This is a genomic window from Congregibacter brevis, from assembly GCF_045689245.1.
GTDB lineage: Bacteria > Pseudomonadota > Gammaproteobacteria > Pseudomonadales > Halieaceae > Congregibacter > Congregibacter brevis.
Genome location: NZ_CP136865.1, coordinates 551,405 through 571,980, shown reverse-complemented (window position 1 = coordinate 571,980; position 20,576 = coordinate 551,405). Strand labels below are relative to the sequence as shown.

The 20,576-nt window shown below is 50.2% G+C and carries 18 protein-coding genes; 5 read left to right on the top strand and 13 right to left on the bottom strand.

What is annotated here, in order from left to right:
* Positions 1-40: 40 nt before the first annotated feature.
* From R0137_RS02505 to rpmH, 9 genes are all read right to left on the bottom strand, one after another.
* Complete coding sequence (locus R0137_RS02505) at positions 41-919, bottom strand: ParB/RepB/Spo0J family partition protein (RefSeq protein ID WP_407328299.1); 879 nt, start codon at positions 917-919, stop codon at positions 41-43.
* 2 nt (positions 920-921) lie between these two features.
* The gene (locus R0137_RS02500; RefSeq protein WP_407328297.1) at positions 922-1,719 is read right to left on the bottom strand and encodes a ParA family protein; all 798 of its coding nucleotides are present in this window, start codon (positions 1,717-1,719) and stop codon (positions 922-924) included.
* 34 nt (positions 1,720-1,753) lie between these two features.
* On the bottom strand, positions 1,754-2,389 hold the full coding sequence (rsmG, locus tag R0137_RS02495) for a 16S rRNA (guanine(527)-N(7))-methyltransferase RsmG (protein WP_407328295.1): 636 nt from the start codon (positions 2,387-2,389) through the stop codon (positions 1,754-1,756).
* 3 nt (positions 2,390-2,392) lie between these two features.
* Positions 2,393-4,330, bottom strand: a complete 1,938-nt coding sequence (gene mnmG / locus R0137_RS02490; protein ID WP_407328294.1) for a tRNA uridine-5-carboxymethylaminomethyl(34) synthesis enzyme MnmG — start codon at positions 4,328-4,330, stop codon at positions 2,393-2,395.
* A gap of 486 nt (positions 4,331-4,816) precedes the next feature.
* Positions 4,817-6,181: a tRNA uridine-5-carboxymethylaminomethyl(34) synthesis GTPase MnmE gene (gene mnmE, locus R0137_RS02485; RefSeq protein WP_407330058.1), complete on the bottom strand. Its 1,365-nt coding sequence runs from the start codon at positions 6,179-6,181 to the stop codon at positions 4,817-4,819.
* Positions 6,182-6,200: 19 nt separating this feature from the next.
* The gene (yidC, locus tag R0137_RS02480) at positions 6,201-7,961 is read right to left on the bottom strand and encodes a membrane protein insertase YidC (protein WP_407328293.1); all 1,761 of its coding nucleotides are present in this window, start codon (positions 7,959-7,961) and stop codon (positions 6,201-6,203) included.
* A 6-nt stretch (positions 7,962-7,967) separates the two neighbouring features.
* A complete protein-coding gene (gene yidD / locus R0137_RS02475; protein WP_407330057.1) occupies positions 7,968-8,177 on the bottom strand; it encodes a membrane protein insertion efficiency factor YidD in 210 nt (69 codons plus the stop codon).
* A gap of 29 nt (positions 8,178-8,206) precedes the next feature.
* Positions 8,207-8,566 (bottom strand): ribonuclease P protein component, encoded by a 360-nt coding sequence (gene rnpA, locus R0137_RS02470; RefSeq protein WP_407328292.1) that lies wholly within the window; start codon positions 8,564-8,566, stop codon positions 8,207-8,209.
* A 43-nt stretch (positions 8,567-8,609) separates the two neighbouring features.
* Entirely contained in the window at positions 8,610-8,744 is a 135-nt protein-coding gene (gene rpmH / locus R0137_RS02465; RefSeq protein ID WP_084566938.1) for a 50S ribosomal protein L34, read from the bottom strand.
* An 823-nt stretch (positions 8,745-9,567) separates the two neighbouring features.
* Here rpmH and dnaA point away from each other — a divergent pair.
* The 4 genes from dnaA to gyrB all read left to right on the top strand — a co-directional run bounded on the left by dnaA (position 9,568) and on the right by gyrB (position 15,950).
* Entirely contained in the window at positions 9,568-11,067 is a 1,500-nt protein-coding gene (gene dnaA, locus R0137_RS02460) for a chromosomal replication initiator protein DnaA (protein ID WP_407328289.1), read from the top strand.
* A 194-nt stretch (positions 11,068-11,261) separates the two neighbouring features.
* Complete coding sequence (gene dnaN / locus R0137_RS02455) at positions 11,262-12,365, top strand: DNA polymerase III subunit beta (protein ID WP_407328287.1); 1,104 nt, start codon at positions 11,262-11,264, stop codon at positions 12,363-12,365.
* 24 nt (positions 12,366-12,389) lie between these two features.
* Positions 12,390-13,508: a DNA replication/repair protein RecF gene (recF, locus tag R0137_RS02450; protein ID WP_407330056.1), complete on the top strand. Its 1,119-nt coding sequence runs from the start codon at positions 12,390-12,392 to the stop codon at positions 13,506-13,508.
* A 27-nt stretch (positions 13,509-13,535) separates the two neighbouring features.
* Positions 13,536-15,950 (top strand): DNA topoisomerase (ATP-hydrolyzing) subunit B, encoded by a 2,415-nt coding sequence (gene gyrB / locus R0137_RS02445; RefSeq protein WP_407328285.1) that lies wholly within the window; start codon positions 13,536-13,538, stop codon positions 15,948-15,950.
* A 16-nt stretch (positions 15,951-15,966) separates the two neighbouring features.
* Here the strand turns inward: gyrB and R0137_RS02440 are convergent, their stop codons facing one another.
* A complete protein-coding gene (locus tag R0137_RS02440) occupies positions 15,967-16,761 on the bottom strand; it encodes a hypothetical protein (protein ID WP_407328283.1) in 795 nt (264 codons plus the stop codon).
* Between the two features lie 91 nt (positions 16,762-16,852).
* The gene (locus R0137_RS02435) at positions 16,853-17,239 is read right to left on the bottom strand and encodes a hypothetical protein (protein WP_407328281.1); all 387 of its coding nucleotides are present in this window, start codon (positions 17,237-17,239) and stop codon (positions 16,853-16,855) included.
* A 340-nt stretch (positions 17,240-17,579) separates the two neighbouring features.
* Here R0137_RS02435 and R0137_RS02430 point away from each other — a divergent pair, with 340 nt between their 5' ends.
* The gene (locus tag R0137_RS02430; RefSeq protein WP_407328279.1) at positions 17,580-18,095 is read left to right on the top strand and encodes a retroviral-like aspartic protease family protein; all 516 of its coding nucleotides are present in this window, start codon (positions 17,580-17,582) and stop codon (positions 18,093-18,095) included.
* A gap of 30 nt (positions 18,096-18,125) precedes the next feature.
* Here the strand turns inward: R0137_RS02430 and R0137_RS02425 are convergent, their stop codons facing one another.
* Entirely contained in the window at positions 18,126-19,061 is a 936-nt protein-coding gene (locus R0137_RS02425) for a hydrogen peroxide-inducible genes activator (RefSeq protein WP_407328277.1), read from the bottom strand.
* 24 nt (positions 19,062-19,085) lie between these two features.
* Positions 19,086-20,543, bottom strand: coding sequence for a DNA recombination protein RmuC (gene rmuC / locus R0137_RS02420; RefSeq protein WP_407328275.1), 1,458 nt, complete (start codon positions 20,541-20,543; stop codon positions 19,086-19,088).
* Positions 20,544-20,576 lie beyond the last annotated feature (33 nt).

Below are 20,576 nucleotides of genomic sequence, written 5' to 3'. Positions count from 1 at the left end.
TAGGTATTATGTTGGACAAAACCGTAATCAAAGCCGCGATTTACTTCAAATGGCTCAAAATACCATCTAGTTCATCAAGGCTCCCATAATTCAGAATAAGCTTACCTTTACCGGTCGCACTGTGCTGAATATGTACAGCGCTACCGAGCTTCTGAGATAACTCGTCTTGAAGACTGCGGATATTTGGATCCTGGGTCTTTGGCTGGGTCGCTGGTTTACTGGTCTGTTGCTGTTTCACCAAAGCTTCGGTTTGACGAACTGATAAGCCCTTTGCCACAACGCGCCGTGCAAGCTGTACCTGTAGTTCTGCGTCGAGCGTCAGTAAACAACGGGCGTGACCCATATCAAGGTCGCCATGCTCCAGCAGTGTGCGAACATCGGGCTGTAAAGACGTTAACCGCAAAAGATTGGCTACCGCGGAGCGTGACTTACCCACAGCATCGGCAACTTGTTGCTGGGTCATTTCAAACTCTTCTTGAAGTCGCTCCAAAGCGTAGGCTTCTTCAATCGGATTTAAATCCTCTCGCTGGATATTCTCTATCAGCGACATCGCGACCGTCGCTTCATCAGTCACATTTCGTATCAGCGCTGGAATACTATCTAGTCCCGCTTGCTGCACTGCCCGCCAACGACGTTCGCCGGCAATGATCTCGTAACGCTCATTAGCAACAGGTCTAACGACAATGGGCTGCATAACACCCTGAGCCTTGATGCTGTCAGCCAGTTCTTGCAAAGCAAATGGGTCAAAGTCCCGTCTCGGCTGATATTGACCCCGCTGAATAAGATCCACTGGCAGCTCTTGTAAAAGACCTTTTTCACTACTGGAAGGCTCGGGAGCGACAGCTGCCGTTTCGTTGCGCTGACTCCCCGCGAGTAAAGCATCGAGGCCTTTACCAAGACTTCGTCGTTTGGTCGCCATCGCTACGCTCCCGTTCTGTTCTCTGAGGAGAGAAGGCGTTCCTCTCTGCGTATCATTTCACCCGCGAGCGCCATGTACGCTCGGGATCCCCGCGAATACTTGTCGTAGTGCATAGCGGGTACACCGTGGCTCGGTGCCTCCGCGAGACGGACGTTACGCGGTATAACCGTCCGATACACTTTCTCACCAAAGTGTTCATGGAGCTGACCTGAAACAGCGTTTGTCAGGCTATTTCGAGGGTCGTACATGGTGCGCAAAATACCCTCGACCTCCAGACCCACATTAACGCTGGATCTCACCTGTTCTACGGTGTCCAAAAGTGCAGATAACCCCTCAAGTGCAAAGTACTCACACTGCATGGCAATAATGACACCGTCTGCCGCAACCAACCCATTCAGAGTAAGAAGATTCAGTGATGGCGGGCAGTCAATTAGCATGTAATCGTATTGGGACTGCACCTGACCTAAAGCAGCACGTAAACGGCGCTCTCGACCTTCTGCATGAATGAGCTCTACCTCTGCTGCTGTTACATCTCCGTTAGCGGGTAATACGTCAAAACCACTTTCCACAGCACGTTGAACAGCATCTTCAACGCTGCAAGCCTCAACGAGGACATCGTAGACACTGCGTTCAAGAGAGTACTTGTCGACACCACTCCCCATACTCGCGTTGCCTTGAGGATCAAGATCGACCAGTAGGACGCGTTTTTTCATGGCCGCCAATGACGCCGCCAAATTTACGCAGGTAGTAGTTTTGCCTACACCTCCTTTTTGATTGGCTATGGCAATTATTCGGGCCAAAACACTGAACCTTCAGTTTTTGTCATAAATTGATTCATGAATGTTCCAGGTTTTCTCGAGGGCATATCCGCAACAAACAGCGGTACTCTGACAAACCAGGTACCTGTAAATCAACGACCGATACCTGCATTAAACCTGTATCTACTTGTTTTAACTCTTCGTCGGGGCGCTGCCCTTTCATGGCAAAGAACTCTCCCGAAGAGGTCAGCATATGCCGACAACCATCGATCATATCATCGAGAGATGCAAAGGCCCGCGACAAGACCCCGTCATAAGCGATCTTAGGCACAAAATCGGCTACACGCGATTTCACTACTTCGACGTTACCCAAGGCTAATTCGTTAGCAGCATGCACTAAAAACCGGGTCTTTTTGCCATTGCTATCGAGCAACGAAAAGTGCCTCTCTGGTGAAGCGATAGCGAGGGGTATGCCAGGTAAACCCGCTCCCGTACCCACGTCGATAAACCGTCGCCCACGCAAATGGGGAAGTACCGCAAGACTGTCCAATAGGTGTTTGGTCACCATGGATGATTCGTCGCGAATTGCTGTGAGGTTGTAAGTTTTGTTCCAGCGAGACAGCAGTTCCAGATACTGTATTAGTAAGTCTTGCTGGGCTTCGCTCAGATCAATATCCAGCCCTGATAAGCCTTGGCTTAGTTGACTACGCACAGATCAGTGCGTCTGTTGGCGGACACCCTGAGGTTCGGCAATAGATGCATTTGCCTGCCCCTCCGGATCCTTCGCTCCCTGTTTGCGCTTCATATGCACAAGAAGCAATGAAATTGCCGCCGGTGTTACTCCCGGTATTCGGGATGCCTTTCCTAGGGTCTCTGGCTTCTGAGTGATCAATTTGTCACGGACTTCATGGGACAAACCGGATACAGCCTCATAATCCAGATCTATCGGTAAAGACAAACCTTCGTATCGCTGTACGCGTTTGATTTCATCGCGCTGACGATCGATGTACCCAGCATACTTTGCCTGAATACTGACTTGCAGTGCCGCCTGTTCATGGTCCACGCCATTAGAATCCAGGGCCGAGATATCCGCATAGTCAAGTTCTGGTCGTTTAAGCAATTCCGCGTAGCTGTATTCTCGGGATAAGGGCTTGTTGAGTTTGTCACCCAGACTGTCGGCTGCTTTACTTCCTGGGTGCACGAAAGTTCGCGCCAGGCGTTCCTGCTCAATGTTGATTAGGTCTCTCTTTTTGCTGAACTGATCCCAGCGCTGATCATTTACTAAACCCAGTTTCCGTCCCTGTTCGGTAAGTCGCAGATCCGCATTATCTTCTCGTAAAAGCAAACGGTGCTCGGCCCGGGAAGTAAACATTCGGTAGGGTTCTTTTGTACCCATAGTGATCAGATCGTCTACCAAGACACCTAAATAGGCTTCGTCCCTTCGAGGACACCACGGCGCTTCTTCGCGAATAGCGAGCGCAGCGTTGATACCCGCTAGGAGTCCTTGAGCAGCCGCTTCTTCGTAGCCGGTGGTCCCGTTGATTTGTCCCGCAAAGTACAAACCAGAAACACAGCGGGTTTCTAAAGATGAGAAAAGGTCTCGGGGGTCAAAGAAGTCGTATTCGATGGCGTATCCAGGCCGGGTGATATGTGCATTCTCGAAGCCTGAAATACTGCGTACCAGATCCATCTGTACATCGAATGACAGACTAGTGGAAATACCATTAGGGTAGAGCTCGTTAGTGGTTAACCCCTCAGGTTCTACGAACACCTGGTGTGAGGTTTTATCCGCGAATCGCTGGACCTTGTCCTCTACGCTAGGACAATAACGAGGGCCTTCTCCTTCAATCACACCGGTATACAGAGGACTTCGATCCAATCCTCCACGAATAATGTCGTGGGTTCGTTCGTTGGTGTACGCAACCCAGCAGCACCGTTGCTCCGGATGCTCACTTCGGTCTCCGAGGAATGACATTACCGGTCGGGGGGTATCGCCCCACTGCTTTTCAAGGCCATCTAAATCAATACTGCGCGCATCAAGCCTTGGTGGTGTACCTGTTTTCAATCGTTCAACGCGAAAAGGCAGCTCTCGCAAACGTTCTGCCAATACATTTGCTGGCGGATCGCCCGCTCGACCACCTGCGGACCGGGTAAGACCGATGTGCATCTTCCCACCCAAGAACGTGCCTGTGGTCAAAATCACTCTTGGAGCTTTAAAGCGTAATCCTGTCTGAGTAACAACTCCGCGTACCGTATTGTTTTCGACTATCAGATCGTCAACCGCTTGTTGAAAAACCTGGAGCCCGTGCTGGGCTTCGATAATTGCTCGAATCGCATTGCGGTAGAGGACACGGTCGGCTTGGGCACGCGTCGCACGCACCGCAGGGCCCTTACGATTGTTGAGTACTCGAAACTGTATACCCGCCTGATCCGTTGCCTTGGCCATGGCACCACCCAAGGCATCAATTTCCCGAACGAGATGGCTTTTGCCGATACCTCCAATTGCGGGGTTGCAAGACATTTGTCCAAGGGTGTCGACGGAGTGTGTCAAAAGTAGGGTGGCACAGCCCATCCGTGCGGCCGCTAACGCAGCTTCTGTTCCTGCGTGGCCGCCTCCAATGACGATAACGTCAAACTGTGAGGGATAGTCCATGAGGTAATTGTATCTGTTCTACGGGTTTTTCCAGAGTATTAGTTCGTGGTCGTTTGTCACTAATACAAAAGTTTTGTTAATGCGCTTGTGACAACGCTTTCGAAATGGGACGCGGATTATAGGTTCCCCGATCGCTCCTGCAAGGTATTACTTATTACTTATTTATTAATTAAGTACCTTTATATAGGTATGTATATTTTATTGTAGTTATTATTAAGGGGCCTTATTTTACGTATAAGTCTGTTTTTTTTCATTAAATCAAACACTTAAATCAATTATAAGTCTGTAAATATGAGCTGTAACAGCTATGTAAAATCGGCGGATGAATAGGGGATAAACACAGCAAGGTTCATATACAGCCAGCTTATCCTCATTTTTACGGTTTTCCGTACAGGGCTTTTACCGCAGTTGTGAAAGAGTGTGTATAAGCTGGTGAGAAGTTGTCGTCTTTGGAATACAGCAGTTACTTTTTTTGAAACACAGTTGCTATTTGCCGATGCAAAAACTACCGAAGATTTCCCCCAACAAGTCATCACTACTAAAGGATCCGGTGATACTTCCAAGACTGTCTTGGGCGTAACGTAGGTCTTCAGCAATTAACTCAGCGGCGCCGTGTTCCTTTAGCTGCGTCAGACCTTGCGCAAGGTGTTGGGCACAATCCTCAAGGGCTAGAACATGCCTTTCCCTAGCGCTGAAGTCGGATGTTTCCTGGTGTGACAGTCCTGCAGCGGCTAATAGGTGTTGTCGTAATAGATCTATTCCCTCGCCATTAAGGGCACTCAAATGGACCTCAGTGAATGCTCCTGAGTTCAGTGACGCAGGTGTTTTGCTTAGATCACATTTGTTACGGATCAGGGTAAGAGGCACCGTTTTCGGTAAGTCACCTTCGTAGACGGCGACAATCTCGGTACTACTCAGATCGCGTTGATCGTTGTTGTTGTCAATAACCAAAAGAATGTGATCCGCGGTCTGCATTTCCGCGCGAGCGCGACGGATACCTTCTTGTTCAATGGCATCACCTGAATGTCTGAGTCCGGCGGTATCTACAATGTGTAAGGGTAAACCACCGATCTGTATGTGCTCTCGTAAGAGATCACGGGTGGTACCAGGAATGTCGGTAACAATGGCCGTGTCTTGTTCTGCCAATTGATTTAGCAAACTGGATTTACCGGCATTGGGTGCGCCGGCAATAACAAGTTTTAGCCCGTCACGGAGCGTACGCCCGCGTCGAGCACCGGCCAGCAATCTATCTATTGAGTCTTGAAGTGTTTCGAGTCGCTCAAGCACGTCGCTATCGGCGATAAAGTCTATTTCCTCTTCTGGGAAATCTATGGCGGCTTCAATAAACACGCGCAGGCGTATGAGTTGTTCCAGTAGTGCGTCCACCTGGGTTGAAAACGCGCCGCTGAGCGATCGACTTGCGCTACGAGCGGCGGCTTCGGTACTGCTGCTTATGAGGTCCGCTATAGCTTCAGCCTGCACAAGATCGATCTTGTTGTTGAGAAAAGCACGCTGGCTGAATTCACCCGGAGCAGCCTGTCGAGCGCCGCAGCTTAGACATTCACGAAGTACCGTTCTCAGAATGACCGGACCTCCATGACAATGAAGTTCAGCGACATCTTCGCCCGTGAAGGATTGCGGTCCGGGAAACTGGATTAAGAGCCCCTGATCCAAGACCTCATTTTGTTGATCTAGGATAGATACAAAGTGGGCTTGTCGATCTTTTGCTTGGACCCCTGTCAGACGATGTGCGACAGAAAAAGCGCGAGGTCCAGAAAGGCGAATGATTCCTACGCCACCGGCTCCAGGACCCGTCGCGATAGCCGCAATAGTATCGCTGTCGCCCACCATAAGGTTCACGACAGAAGGTTCAAGCTTTAGCGCTAGCGTTCTCTATCTGCCGGGTGATCACGTACTGCTGTGCCATAGACAGCAAGTTGTTAACTACCCAGTAGAGAACAAGCCCTGCGGGGAACCACAGGAAGAAAAAGGTGAAGATTACCGGCAGCCACTGCATGATCTTGGCTTGCATGGGATCGGGTGGTGGAGGGTTGAGCTTTTGCATAAAGAACATGCTCGCTCCCATCATCAGAGGCAGCACAAAGTACGGATCCATGACGGACAGATCGTTGATCCATAAAATAAACGGCGCGTGTCGAAGCTCGACGCTTTCCATAAGCATCCAATACAGTGCAATGAATACAGGCATTTGTACAAGGATGGGTAAGCAACCCCCCATGGGGTTGATCTTCTCTTTCTTGTACAACTCCATCATTGCCTGTGACTGTTTTTGTTTGTCATCAGCGTATTGTTCGCGTATGTCGGCCATTTTCGGTTGCACGCGACGCATGTTAGCCATGGACTTGTAGCTCGTTGCGGAGAGCTTGAAGAAAACAGCCTTGATAAGCACAGTAAGGAGAATGATCGCGGCGCCCCAATTTCCAACGACTGCAAAAATTTTGGTCAGTAACCAGAAAAGCGGTTGGGCAACCCACCATAGCCAGCCGTAGTCGACGCTGAGTTCCAAAAACGGCGAAATCTCCTGAAGACTGTACTGATCCTTGGGCCCTGCGTAAAAGCGAGCGCTTACTTCACCCTGATTACCCGGGTCAATAATTACTGCCGGGCTCGTAAAGCCAGCGATGTTGAAACCGGTACTCGTAACTCGGGTGCTATAGGTGTGGGTCTGATCGGGATTGGGTATCCAAGCACTCAAAAAGTAGTGCTGAATCATGGCGATCCACCCGCCAGTGTTCTGCTCACGAAAGGGTTCTTTGAGCATTTTATCGAAACTGAATTTCTTGAAGCGGTCGTCTGGTGTTGTGGTTGCCGCGCCCAAAAATGGCTGCATCCCCATACCGCCGCCGCCACCGGTTTCGGCAGCACTGCTATCACGCTTAATTTGGCCAAAGAGATTACCTTGCCATCGCGCGCTACTTTGGTTGTTGATAATAAAGTCTACATCGACAACGTAGCTGTCTCGATGAAAGCTAAAACGCTTTGTGACAGAGACTCCGGCGTTATTAGACCACAGTAGGTCTACTTGTAGTGTGTCCGATGAACCCATGTCATAGCGGCGGGATATGCTTTGGTACTTCGCACGTTGTTTACTATCGATACCGTTTTTCCCAATGAGGCCACTCTGCGCGACATATACTCGTTGGGAGTTGTTTTCCAAAAGAACAAACGGTGTTTCGGGGTCATCGATATCCGCCAAAAATTGCGCCAGAGCTACTTCAACTACATCTCCGCCATTGAGATCGATGGCCACCTGCAGGTTGTCGGTAAATACTTGAACGATATCGTTTGAAGCAGCTTTGGAGGGTGCTGCTGTAGTGGTGTCGACAGTGGTATCTACAACTGCTCCGACCTCGGGGATGTCGTCTGTATAAGCCGCGTCGACTGTTCCCCCTATTTTTGAAGAAGGAAGGGTGGAGGGCATGTCATTATCTGTGCCAGTGTTCGCGTCACTGGGCACGGTGTTTACTGGAGTAAGAGCTGACCCAGAAGTTAAGCGCGACTCGGTAGAGACTACCTCTTCTTTAGCCTCCTGAAAATTCACCCACTCGGTTAGCAACATAAACGATAGAAGCATGATCGCGCCGATGAGCAGCGTGCGTTGGATATCCATTATCAATTAGTCCTGATGTTGACAGGCGGGTGGAACAGGGTCTGCGCCCCCTTCATGCCAAGGGTGGCACCGTAAAAGTCTGGCTGCCGAAAGCCTGGAGCCCTTCCAGGCGCCATGGGTTTCTATTGCTTCAGCAGCATAACTTGAGCAGCTGGGATAGTAGCGACAATGATTGCCAAGCAGCGGACTAAGGAGTAGTTGATATCCCCGAATCATTGCTTGAAGAACGGTTTGAAATAGCGAATTCATGTCGGTGTGACCAAGAGGCCTAAACGCGCGAATTGTTTGTTGAGGGCGCTACTAATTCCCGTAGCACTGGCGTTTCGAGCACCTGGACGAGTAAGCACCACAATGTCATAAGAGGGCGTCTTTGGCTCAAGGGTTCTGAAATGCTCGCGGGCAAGCCGTTTGATAACGTTTCGCTTCACTGCTGTGGGGACATGCTTCTTAGCCACCGCTAAACCGAGTCGGTGTTGGGGCAAATTATTTTGCCGTGCTAATAGTAGCAGTTCTTTCTGTCCGGCTTTTTGGTCCGGGTTTTTAAAAACCTGCCGGTAGTCATCGGCAGTAATAAGCCGTTGACTGGGCCGAAACTTCGCAGCCACAGTAACGGCCAGGTTCTGTTGCGTGAATCAGGACTCGCCTGAATCAGGCAGCGAGACGCTTACGGCCTTTCGCGCGACGACGGGAAATAACTGCGCGACCGCTTTTGGTAGCCATGCGGCTACGAAAGCCGTGGGTGCGCTTGCGCTTTAAAACGCTGGGCTGAAAAGTTCTCTTCATGATGCTCTCACTTAAATCTTTCTAAATAGTCGGGCGACCGTTTTGTAGGATCTGAATCCTAGCTGCACGACCCTCCGATTTACTGTTAGGTTGCCGCCAATGTGTTGCTGCGTTGTAGCTACTATTTATTGCTACGTAAGCTGCTTCCCGTCAACGCCGACGGTACAGGCAAATTTGGGCCGCGCATTGTAGTGAATTGCCTTGGGTTATTCAATGCTCTAAATGCAGGTGTCTGTGAGTAATTTGCCGTAAAGAGTAGCCGCAGCGCTTATTTTTTCGAGAGTGACTTTTACACAGGGAGCGGCTGCCATAAAAACAGCGGTCTGCGGATGTTTATAAACACTTTCCCCCAAAGATATACACAGGTTTCCCACAAAAAAGACGAGATTCGAAGGCGGCAACAAACTTCGCCTATTTATTGATGAAAAAACATAACATGTTGATTTACATAAAAAATAATAAACCATTTTTTTGCCTTTAGGTGTGGATAAGTCTGAGTTGTGGCGTTATGATGGCCTTATCGACGGAGCCAGGGTGCAGGATATCAACAGCCTCACTCGGAGAACTATTGAAGAACCGTTTGAGTTGCTATGGCGGAGCTTCACAGTCGCAAAGCATCAAAACAGTGAATATTTAGGCAAGTCGTTACATTTCGGTAAGTAAAGTTAGGAAGGTAGTTGCGTAGCACCTTAGAAGTTGCGGTATAAGCGACGGTTGCTAAGTGAATACCTTTTTGTAAAGAGCTTTCACCGAAGATCTAAAAACCATGAAAATTGATCGTCTGGCGAGTAGTTCGAGATCAGACGGCAGAAGAGAGTGAATCTTGTCAGAAACGATATGGGCACACTGCAAAACCCGTTTGCAGGATGAGTTACCTGCACAACAATTCAACACATGGATAAGGCCGCTCCAGGCAACGCATACGGAACAGTCGCTGCAGTTGCTGGCACCTAACCGGTTTATTTGCGATTTTGTTACTGATAAGTACGGAGAGCTGATTGCCCAGTTGCTACGCGAAGTGCAGACGGGTGAAGCCGAGTTTCAGTTAGAGATTGCCTCAGGATCTGCGCGAGCTGGCGCTGCGGCATCCGTTCCCTTAGCACCGACAACGCCTACACCGCCTGTTTCGCGGGGTCCGGCTTTGGCTGTAGTGGGTGGGACCGCAGCGACCTCTGAGGGTGAGTTGGTTGGGAAGGCCGCGGAAGAAGAGCTGATCGCGAATCGAAAAGCTACGTCTTTGGTAGAAACGACCCTTCATTACGGTCAGGCGAGCAAATCAGAAGTCCATGAAGCTCTTCAGCACCAACATAATTTGGTTAGCAACTACACCTTCAGTAATTTCGTAGAGGGTAAGTCAAACCAGTTAGCCCTGGCTGCCGCAAACCAGGTATCGGAAAACCCTGGCGGCGCGTACAACCCGTTGTTTCTTTATGGCGGTGTAGGTCTGGGTAAGACACACCTTATGCATGCGGTCGGTAATGCGTTAAAGCTCAACAAACCTAATGCCCGCATTGTTTATCTGCACTCTGAGCGTTTCGTCGCCGATATGGTTAAAGCTCTGCAGCTGAACGCGATTGCTGACTTCAAACGCTACTACCGGTCGGTCGATGCTCTGTTAATTGATGACATCCAGTTTTTTGCGAAAAAAGATCGGTCTCAAGAAGAGTTTTTTCACACATTTAACGCGCTGCTTGAGGGCGGCCAGCAAATGATTCTTACCTGCGATCGATATCCAAAAGAGATAGATGGATTAGAGGAGCGTCTTAAGTCCCGATTTGGCTGGGGCCTTACGGTGGCCGTGGAGCCACCGGATCTTGAAACCCGCGTCGCTATTTTGATGAACAAGGCAACACAGGCGCGGCTTGATCTACCTCCCGATGCAGCTTTTTTTATTGCTCAAAGGATTCGTTCGAATGTAAGAGAGTTAGAAGGCGCGCTTAAGAGGGTGATAGCGAGTGCTAACTTCACCAGAAGACCTATAGATGTTGATCTCGTAAAGGAAAGCCTCAAGGACTTGCTAGCTCTGCAGGATAAACAGGTGAGCCTGGATAACATTCAGCGCACGGTTGCGGAATATTACAAGATAAAAGTTGCTGACCTTAACTCTCGTCGGCGTAACCGCTCGGTGGCTCGTCCTCGTCAGGTGGCTATGGCCTTGGCTAAAGAATTGACAAACTATAGCTTGCCGGAGATCGGCGATAGTTTTGGAGGTCGCGATCATACAACTGTGTTGCATGCCTGCCGGAAGATACGAGAGCTTAGAGAAACGAGTTCCGATATCCACGAAGACTATAAGAATTTACTGCGGCTTCTCACGACGTAGTTGCAGATCCAGTTGCAAATCCAGTTGCAGACCCAGTTACGGACTCAGTTAGGCTCTTGTCTTCATGCACGCATGGCAGTTTGTATAACAGCAAGAGGTGGAAAAATTCGGTTTTTTCATCGCCACGATGTGCGCATGATGCGCTAAACTAGGGTGTTTTTTTATCTAGTACGCGGCCCGTTTAAGGACTTTTAATGAAATTCCGAGTTTCTCGTGATGCCCTTCTCAAGCCACTCAACCTGGTTGCAGGGGTTGTTGAGCGTCGGCAGACATTGCCCGTGCTATCTAATGTTTTACTAAACCTTGATGGCAACCGTTTATCGATTACCGGAACAGACTTGGAAGTGGAGTTAGTAGGGCGGGTTAATCTGGACGCAGATGGAGATGCTGGTGAGATAACGGTCCCTGCTCGTAAGCTTGCAGATATTTGTAAAAGCCTTCCCGACGGTTCTGATTTAGAGATATCTGTTGCCGATAGTAAAGCCACGGTGCGTAGCGGTAGAAGCCGGTTTACGCTGGCAACACTGCCGGCTCGCGAATTTCCGAATATCGAAGATAGTATCGGAACCCATCAATTTACCTTGAAACAGGGACAGCTTCGCCGGTTAATCGAACGAACGGGCTTTGCTATGGCTCAGCAGGATGTTCGTTATTACCTCAACGGCATGTACTGGGAGTTGCGGGCTGGGCGCCTGCGAGCCGTGGCAACCGATGGACACCGCTTGGCGATTTGTACGTTTCCGGGCACGCTCAAGGACCTGGAAGACACTCAGGTTATCTTGCCGAGGAAGGGTGTGCTCGAGCTTTCGCGCCTAATGCAAAACGATGACGAAGACGTCACCATTATTCTGGGTAGTAATCATCTGCGGGCCACAACCAACGAATTCACGTTTACGTCCAAGCTTGTGGACGGGAAGTTTCCCGACTACGAACGAGTTCTGCCTCGGTCTGCGGACAAAGTTGTTCAAAGCTCGAGAACGGAGCTTCGCCAGGCGTTTACGCGAACAGCGATTCTATCCAACGAAAAGTACCGCGGAGTGCGCTTGAAACTCTCCGAGAGTAGCTTAGAGATTGTTGCAAACAACCCTGAGCAGGAGCAGGCGGAAGAGAACCTGCCAGTCAACTATAGTGGTGACTCCTTGGAGATCGGCTTCAACGTTGGCTATTTGCTCGACGTGTTGGGTGTTTTAAGTGGCGAAGAAATACGTTTTTCGCTGTCAGACCCCAATAGTAGTGCGCTACTAGAAGAAACCGATGGCGGTGATTCCTTGTACGTTGTGATGCCCATGCGGCTTTAAGCCGATTGGGCGGAGGGGCCGCCTCTGTTAGCCTCCCTTAATATTCACCACCTTAGAAACCTTACCGAGTCTAAGCTTGGCCCGTTATCGCTGCACAACGTTGTATATGGGGTAAATGGTAGCGGCAAGACGAGTCTATTAGAGGCGGCGCATATTCTTGGCACGGCGCGCTCTTTTCGCTCTGGTGGCGCTAAATCATTGATTACTCACGGAGAAGCGAGCTACGTGATTCGCGGGGAGCGGCGCTTGCCCGGGGGTGGCTCTGTCTCTATGGGTGTTCAGCGGGAAAAAGTGGGGGGTATTTCACTTCGCGTTGCAGGCGAGGCCTCCCGTTCTGTTGCTCAGCTTGCCGACGAGCTGCCGTTGTTACTCATAAATGCAGACAGCTTTGATTTGCTGATAGGCGAGCCTGCAAATAGACGGCGATTTATGGATTGGGGTGTGTTTCACGTGGAACATGATCTCCGAGAACACAGGCAGCGGTTTCAGCGGGCTTTAACACAAAGGAATCATCTGCTCCGCCGTGGTAAACTTGAGCGCTCAGAATTGGAGGTGTGGACGCGAGATTTAGCTGTCCACGCAGAGCAGGTATCTGCTGGCCGAGAGCGGTTTCTAGATACATTGCGAGCGGTGTTTGAGCCGATTATTCAGGAGCTTGCACCAGAGATTGGCCCGGTAGATCTGGCTTATCGTCGTGGTTGGGATGCAAATAGCAGCTACAAGGATGCACTACATAAAAGCTTAGCGTCGGACCAGGAGCAGGGGTTTACCCAAACTGGACCGCAGCGAGCGGATATTAGGGTAACAGTGGGTGGTTACTCCGCTGCAGAGACCCTATCGCGGGGACAGCAAAAGCTGCTTGTTTGTGCTTTAAAGCTCGCTCAAGGCCAAATGTTGGCAGGTGAACGGGGTGAGGTTCTGTATTTGATCGACGATTTACCGTCGGAGCTGGATGCGGAGCGCTGCGAGCGAGTGTGTAGGGCTCTTGCCGCGATGAGGGTACAGACACTGATCACCTGCGTTAGCCGCTCAGCGATCCCTATAGAGTGGTTGGGTTCTGATACAAGCGTGACGATGTTCCACGTGAAACAAGGCGAAGTTGACCTGGTTTCACCTGAGGTTGATAACGGAAAAACGGCTTAAAGCCGCTAAAACACTGGAGTACGTGCAATGAGCGATGCATCTGAAAACTATGATGGGTCGAAAATTAAGGTTCTTAAGGGTCTTGATGCAGTTCGAAAGCGCCCTGGGATGTATATCGGTGATACCGATGACGGCACGGGCCTGCACCACATGGTTTTTGAGGTTGTAGATAACTCAATTGATGAGGCTTTAGCTGGGCATTGCGCGAAAATACTAATCACTATCCATCCTGATGAGTCTGTTTCAGTACAAGACGATGGTCGTGGTATCCCAACAGAGATGCATGATGAAGGTGTTTCCGCTGCAGAAGTTATTCTGACGGTACTTCACGCCGGCGGTAAGTTTGATGACAACACCTATAAAGTTTCTGGCGGACTGCATGGTGTGGGTGTTTCTGTTGTAAATGCGCTCTCTGAGGAGCTTTGGCTTACGATTTGGCGCGGCGGACGGCGTTTTGAGCAGCGCTATGCTCATGGTGTACCTCAGGGCGCACTTCAGGATGTAGGCGATGCCGATCAAACGGGCACGCTGATTCGTTTTAAGCCGTCAGCAGACACCTTTACCAATATTGAGTTTGAATTTGAAATCCTTGCGAAGCGTCTGCGAGAGCTGGCCTTCCTGAATTCAGGTATCGAAATCCTGCTTGCAGATGAGCGTTCGGATAAAGAGGACCGATATTTCTACGAAGGTGGCCTTAATGCCTTTGTTGACTACTTGAACCGCAACAAAAACCCTATGCACAAGGCTTTTCACTTCCAAAGTGAGGCGGAGGATGGAACAGCGGTAGAGGTCGCGTTACAGTGGAACGACTCCTACCAAGAAAACATCTTCTGTTATACCAACAACATCCCTCAGCGAGATGGGGGCACACACCTGGCGGGATTCCGCTCTGCGCTCACTCGAACTCTAAATGGTTACATAGAGCGAGAAGGCTTGGCTAAGAAGGCAAAGGTCAGCACCACTGGTGATGATGCTCGGGAAGGGTTGACGGCGATTGTGTCCGTAAAAGTGCCGGACCCTAAGTTTTCGTCGCAGACCAAGGACAAGCTAGTCTCATCAGAGGTGAAAACGGTTGTAGAGCAGGCGATGAACAATCGCTTTAGCGAGTATTTGCTTGAGAGCCCAGGTGAAGCCAAAGCAATCGTGACAAAAATGCTTGATGCCGCACGAGCTCGTGAGGCTGCACGTAAAGCCCGTGAGATGACTCGTCGTAAGGGCGCTCTGGATATTGCTGGCCTACCGGGCAAATTAGCTGACTGCCAAGAAAAAGACGCCTCGCTATCTGAAATTTATCTAGTAGAGGGTGATTCGGCCGGCGGTTCAGCCAAGCAGGGTCGTAACCGACGCTTTCAGGCGATTCTGCCGCTAAAGGGCAAGATTTTGAACGTTGAGAAGGCGCGTTTCGATAAAATGCTCGGATCTGTGGAAGTGGGAACCTTGGTGACCGCGTTGGGCTGCGGTATTGGAAAAGAAGAGTTCGATCCTGACAAACTGCGTTATCACAGCATTATCATCATGACAGATGCGGACGTTGATGGGTCCCATATTCGCACGTTGTTGTTGACCTTCTTCTTCCGTCAGATGCGCGAGCTCATAGATCGTGGGCATGTCTTTATTGCCCAGCCTCCCCTGTACAAAATTGCAAAAGGCAAGCAGCACCAATATCTAAAAGACGATGCTGCCTTGGCGGAGTTTCTAACCTCTTCAGCACTTGATGGGGCAGCTCTTTATGTCAACGCCGATGCGCCTGCAATCAGTGGAGAGTCTCTTGCTGAGCTAATAAGGCAGTATCAATCTGTCGAGGCAATTGTTAAGCGCCGGAGCCGACATTACCCTGAAGAGCTAGTTTGGGAATTAGTTTTTGGTCCTCATCTGAGTGAGGCAGACCTAACAGATAAGGCTGCGGTTGAGTTATACAGCGCAAAAATGAGTGAGCGCTTACTAACCTTAAAAACCAAGGGTACAAGCTATTCCGTCGAGCCACGAAGTGATGATCAGGAAACCTGGTACCCATTGGTTCGTATGGTTGCTCATGGTGTGGAGCGCCCCATTCAGCTCAAGCCAGAGTTTTTCCGATCAAAGGATTACGCCGCGATGGCTGCCTTGGGCGAAACTCTAAATGATCTGATCGATGAGACGGGTTACTTCCAACGAGGTGAAAAGACCTACCAGACACAGAGCTTTGTATCTGGCCTAGAGTGGCTGATGACGGAAGCTCGCAAGGGTTACTACATCCAGCGCTATAAGGGTCTGGGCGAAATGAACCCAGAGCAGCTTTGGGAAACCACTATGGACCCTGAAAGCCGACGGATGCTTCAAGTGACTATCGATGATGCTATGCGCGCGGACGAGATCTTCACCACGCTGATGGGTGATCAGGTGGAGCCGCGCCGAGAGTTTATTGAGGAAAACGCGCTTTACGTGTCCAATTTGGATGTGTGACGCGAAGCGCCGCGACCTAAGTTGCGGGTCTACCTGGGGGTTCGGCGCTTAAAAAGGGCAACTCAAACGGCACAAAGCAGTTGCCGTAGCGTTCGATTCGATTATCAGCATAGGTTTCCATGTACGTCTGAAACTCATCGATGTAAGTGTCATCTGCGCTGTAGCCTATGACTTCTATTTGCTCCAGAGTTTGTCTCGCCACACGTTCCAGTAGACCGCTTTGTAGCTCGTGATAATGCAGTCTCTCCAGGTATCGAGTTCGATCGCTAGCGCTGATATCTCGTGCTATTGCTAAAACCTTAAGTTTGGACATCGCCTCGAAAATTTCGTCCTGCTTGAGCCGGATTAAGTTCGTGCCTGTGAATATAGTATCTAAAGCGCGTCGGCGGTCAGCGTCCATGAGGCCAATAGCTTCGCCACTCTGCTCTGCATTCCAAACGTGAGATCCCCACATTCGATACGGCGTGGGGAGAACTTCCGGGAGACCCGTTTCAAAAATGCCTTGGTTAGCAGTCCAGGGTAAACCTCTCCAGGGGTCACTATCACTCTGTAGTAATAGAGAGAGAGCTTCTGTACGTTCTTTCCTGCAGGGCGCCATAGCGACCACTTCGCGCATATTGAAAAGGTTTTGTAGAAGGCTCGCGTTTAGGGCGACTTCTATTTGGGTGAGCTCTTTTCGTAGCTGTTGATCCCTAAACCACTGCTCTGCTACCAATGCAAAGAGCACACCGACAACAACGATAACGAAATCGATGGCCACTGCTAACCAGTTTTGTGTTCGCACGTGTTCCGTAACCCTGGTGAGCAGCATGCTTGTAGTTCTCTGGTTAAAGGACTACTCAATGATGGCGCAAAAAAAAGCGCCGATCCATAAGGTTCGACGCTGAGGGGAGGATTGCCTGTTAACGGTGCCGTCTAAATGGCGGCCGACCGCGAAAAGTGGTGGCTTTCATTTGCTCTTCAACTAACTCCATTGATGCTGCGTCTACCACGGGGAGTTCAACGATCCTACGATCAAAAGGAGGACGACCTGTAAAACTGCGTGTGCGAACCTCTTCCATTGCTACTTCAGAGTCGCTGATTTCCATTGAGGCTATGTCCACGGTTTCGATGGCGACACGCTGTCGTTTGTAAGGTGGTTTACCTCTCATGTCAGTTTCCCAGCGATACTCGTTTTTGCCAGCCGTAGCGGTGTTGTCCGCCAGAGTTGTACCTACAAACGATACAGCCCCTGCCGCAATCGCTGCGACCAGAAGCATTGATGAGCCGGAGTTTTTACTTGAGTGCATACCTAAATACCTCCTACCGGGTTTTGGGGCGGATTTGCACTTGTCTTTGCCCCCCTTTTCAAGGCCACTTATTTTAAAGTAAACGGCTTTTACGCATGATTAATTTGCTGAGAATTAACGATAGATTTCTTCTATCGATCAAACACATTATCTATCACAAACAATTTGCCACCGATATTTTTCAGCATAAAGGTGATGAAAAGAGGATTTGCGCACCTTATTGATGCACAAAATGTTTGAATGTGGGGCGCACTGGGGTGTGCTGACCGGGTGGGTTTCCTCTAATGCCCGCAGTTATTGGACTTATTGATTCGTGGCTTAGCTTTTGCAGTCAAAGAGCATGCTTCAACGCTACTTATCAGCACTATTTTTTGTTTCGCTCTTTACGCAGACCAGCGCAGCGCTCGCGGAACAAACTGTGGAACTACCTTTAAGCAAAAGCTCAGGCGGTGCTTTGGAACTATCCATGGTCGTTGATGGACAGCCAGCGATGTTTTTGTTGGATACCGGCGCCGCAATAGTGACAATCAATAGCGCTGTTTTCGCAAGCATCAATGATCGAGAGTCTTTGCGAAAAGTACGCCAAGTTGCAGCGAAAATGGCTGACGGGCGCACTCGCAGACTAGATGTTTACGAAATAGAGGCGCTTCATTTGGTTGGCGGCTGCGACATTGGTCTAACGGAAGTGCTCGTGGTTCCCGGGAGTGGTCGAAACCTTATGGGACTCAACGCTCTTGCGCAGTTCGCGCCGCTAACTCTATCAATGGACCCCCCTGCGCTGGGTTTAAGTAACTGCACTAAAGGGGGATCTACAGAAAACGCTCACGTTGGTCTATCCGTCGCTAGTTCGCCGTGAATACCCGTAGAGTAAATAGGCGGATAGACTTCATAAATGATTAACAATCTCTACCGCGTGACCTAATCTTTGGGCGATTATCATGCGGAGATCCTTGGCAAGAACTTTGTAGAAGCCTCTAGCGGGGCTGCTCGGACGCCACGCCAAAACATGTAACCGAGCGATTGTTTCATCTGCTAACTCACCGACGGCTATTCCGCTGTCAGCGTTTATCTCTGATTCAACATAAAGTGCGGGTAGGAACGTAAGGCCCATTCCCATCACTACCATGAGTCTTAGGGCGTCGAGGCTGCTTCCCTCGTAGTCGCGACGGACTTGAGCGCCCAAGCGCTGGCAGACACCTTCAACGAGTCGAGCGAATTGATGACCTTGCTCGGTGGTAAGCACTTGCTCATCCTTCAGGTAACTTCCGCGCCAGGTTTTTACCTGTGTTAACGAGTGATCTGCGGGTGCCGCTAAAAGAATCTTCTCACGTAATAAGGGCTCCTGAACCAGGTCCTTTGAGTTGACAGGCAATGCAGTGATAATCACGTCGTAATCACCTCGCGCTATACCTTCCTCCAATCCGCGAGGCGTGTCTTCACGAACATAAAACTGAAGATTGGGGTGAGTGTCCTTGAGTGCCGGCAGTATTTGCGGCAATAAATAGGGTCCGAGAGTTCCCTTAACACCCAATCGGTAGGTGGCCTTTTCGTTGATATTTGTATCACCGACGATTTGGCCAAGCTCTTCCATCGCCTCAATGACGCGTCTAGCCTGAGGCTCGAACAAACGTCCTACGGGTGTTAAATATGCGCCGTTTCTTGAGCGCTCCAGAAGCTTTTCTCCTAGGGCTTCTTCTGCCCGAGCTATCTGAGCCGTCAGCGTTGGCTGACTAATACCCAGTTCGTCTGCTGCACCGCGGAAGCTACCGTTCTTGGCAACAGCGAGGATATAGCTCAGCTGCTTGAGAGATGGCTGGCTCACGGCTAGTTCTGTGCAGCTGCTAAGTTAGTCTGAAGAAGCTTCGGTTTCATCGACCAAAGGTGGCTCGGTAGAGCTCTTTTTTGTTTCGCTAATTGTGTTGTCTGCTGTGAGTATGCCCAGCCGGTCGTGCTCTATCGTCGGATGCTGAGTGACAGCCGCGGGCAACTCACCTTTGGCATTCGCAGCGGTGCTTTTAAACCGTTCTACCTTTCCATAGAGGCCCTGTTTACCCACTAAAGCGGTGACCGTTTTGTTGTACTTGTCCGTGGCGGTGTTTAACGTTTTGCCCATGTCTTCCAGACGATTACCCACCAGGCACACCTTATTGTAAATATCGCCTGCCAGCTCACTGATCTCCCGCGCTTCTTCGTTGCTTCTGTAGGCGATCCACAGGCTTGCCACTGTGCGAAGCATCGGTAGGAGCGTTGTGTGAGACACCATAATCACATTTTTGCGATACCCATCATTAAACAGCTCGCGGTTGAACTTGAGCGCTTCTATATAGGCAGCCTCAATGGGCATAAACATGAACACCAGTTCTGGGCTGTTCATACCGCCCAGTGCGGAATAGTCTTTTGAGGATAAGTCATCTATGTGCCGTTTAAGCGCTGCGCCGTGGGCTTTCAGCGCTTCGTTACGCTCTTCATCTGTCTCGGCTGCGACGGCGCGATCATAATCAACTAATGACACCTTGCTATCAACAACCAGGTGCTTGCCATCGGGAAGCTTGATAACAAAGTCCGGGATACGCCGCTTGCCTTCGCTATCGCGAAAGCTAGATTGAGCTTCGTAATGACTGCCGGGCTCCAGACCCGCGAGTTGGAGAGTGCGTTCAAGCTGCACTTCCCCCCAGTTACCCGTGGTTTTCTTGTCGCCCTTTAGTGCTTTGGCGAGATTCTCTGCCTGGTCACTCATTTTGAGACCCACGCCCATCATGTTTCGTAGTTCGCCTGCCAGGCTTTCATTACCGCGAATTGATTGCGCGTGGACCTCGTTGATTCGGGATTGAAAACGGTGAATCTGATCTCCGAAGGGTTTTAGCAAGGACTCCATCGACTGTTGATTGTCCTGACTAAACTTTTTGCCGCGCTCTTCAAAGATACGGTTTGCAAGGTTTTCAAACTCGATGGCAAGTTGCTGCTTGCTTCGCTCAAGAAGCGCGAGCTGTTCTTTGTGTTTTTCCTGATCCGCACTTTGACGTGCACTCAGCCCGGCGTTGGTTGTCGCTAAGGAGTTACGCTCTTGCTGCAGCTCGGACACGCGTTCGCTCATTTGCCGAAATTGCTCTGCAAGGACCTCCCGTTCACTTAAAAGACTGGCGTGTGCTATCTCAAGTTCTTGAAGACGATCACCCTGTTCCTTGAGATCTCCATGAGTTTTCGTGACCTCTGCGCCACGCCACAACCAGGCAATGAATCCTCCACAAACTAAACCTGCGATGGCGTACCAGAGCGACGGGTCGTTGAGGGCGGTCTCAATCACAAGCCCTGGGGCGTCTCAATAACTAAGGTGTTA

Coding starts and splice junctions, on each gene's coding strand:
- R0137_RS02505 (WP_407328299.1), bottom strand. CDS start 919: ATGGCGACCAAACGACGAAGTCTTGGTAAAGGCCTCGATGCTTTACTC.
- mnmG (WP_407328294.1), bottom strand. CDS start 4,330: ATGGACTATCCCTCACAGTTTGACGTTATCGTCATTGGAGGCGGCCAC.
- mnmE (WP_407330058.1), bottom strand. CDS start 6,181: ATGGTGGGCGACAGCGATACTATTGCGGCTATCGCGACGGGTCCTGGA.
- yidC (WP_407328293.1), bottom strand. CDS start 7,961: ATGGATATCCAACGCACGCTGCTCATCGGCGCGATCATGCTTCTATCG.
- yidD (WP_407330057.1), bottom strand. CDS start 8,177: ATGATTCGGGGATATCAACTACTCCTTAGTCCGCTGCTTGGCAATCAT.
- rpmH (WP_084566938.1), bottom strand. CDS start 8,744: ATGAAGAGAACTTTTCAGCCCAGCGTTTTAAAGCGCAAGCGCACCCAC.
- dnaN (WP_407328287.1), top strand. CDS start 11,262: ATGAAATTCCGAGTTTCTCGTGATGCCCTTCTCAAGCCACTCAACCTG.
- gyrB (WP_407328285.1), top strand. CDS start 13,536: ATGAGCGATGCATCTGAAAACTATGATGGGTCGAAAATTAAGGTTCTT.
- R0137_RS02440 (WP_407328283.1), bottom strand. CDS start 16,761: ATGCTGCTCACCAGGGTTACGGAACACGTGCGAACACAAAACTGGTTA.
- R0137_RS02435 (WP_407328281.1), bottom strand. CDS start 17,239: ATGCACTCAAGTAAAAACTCCGGCTCATCAATGCTTCTGGTCGCAGCG.
- R0137_RS02430 (WP_407328279.1), top strand. CDS start 17,580: ATGCTTCAACGCTACTTATCAGCACTATTTTTTGTTTCGCTCTTTACG.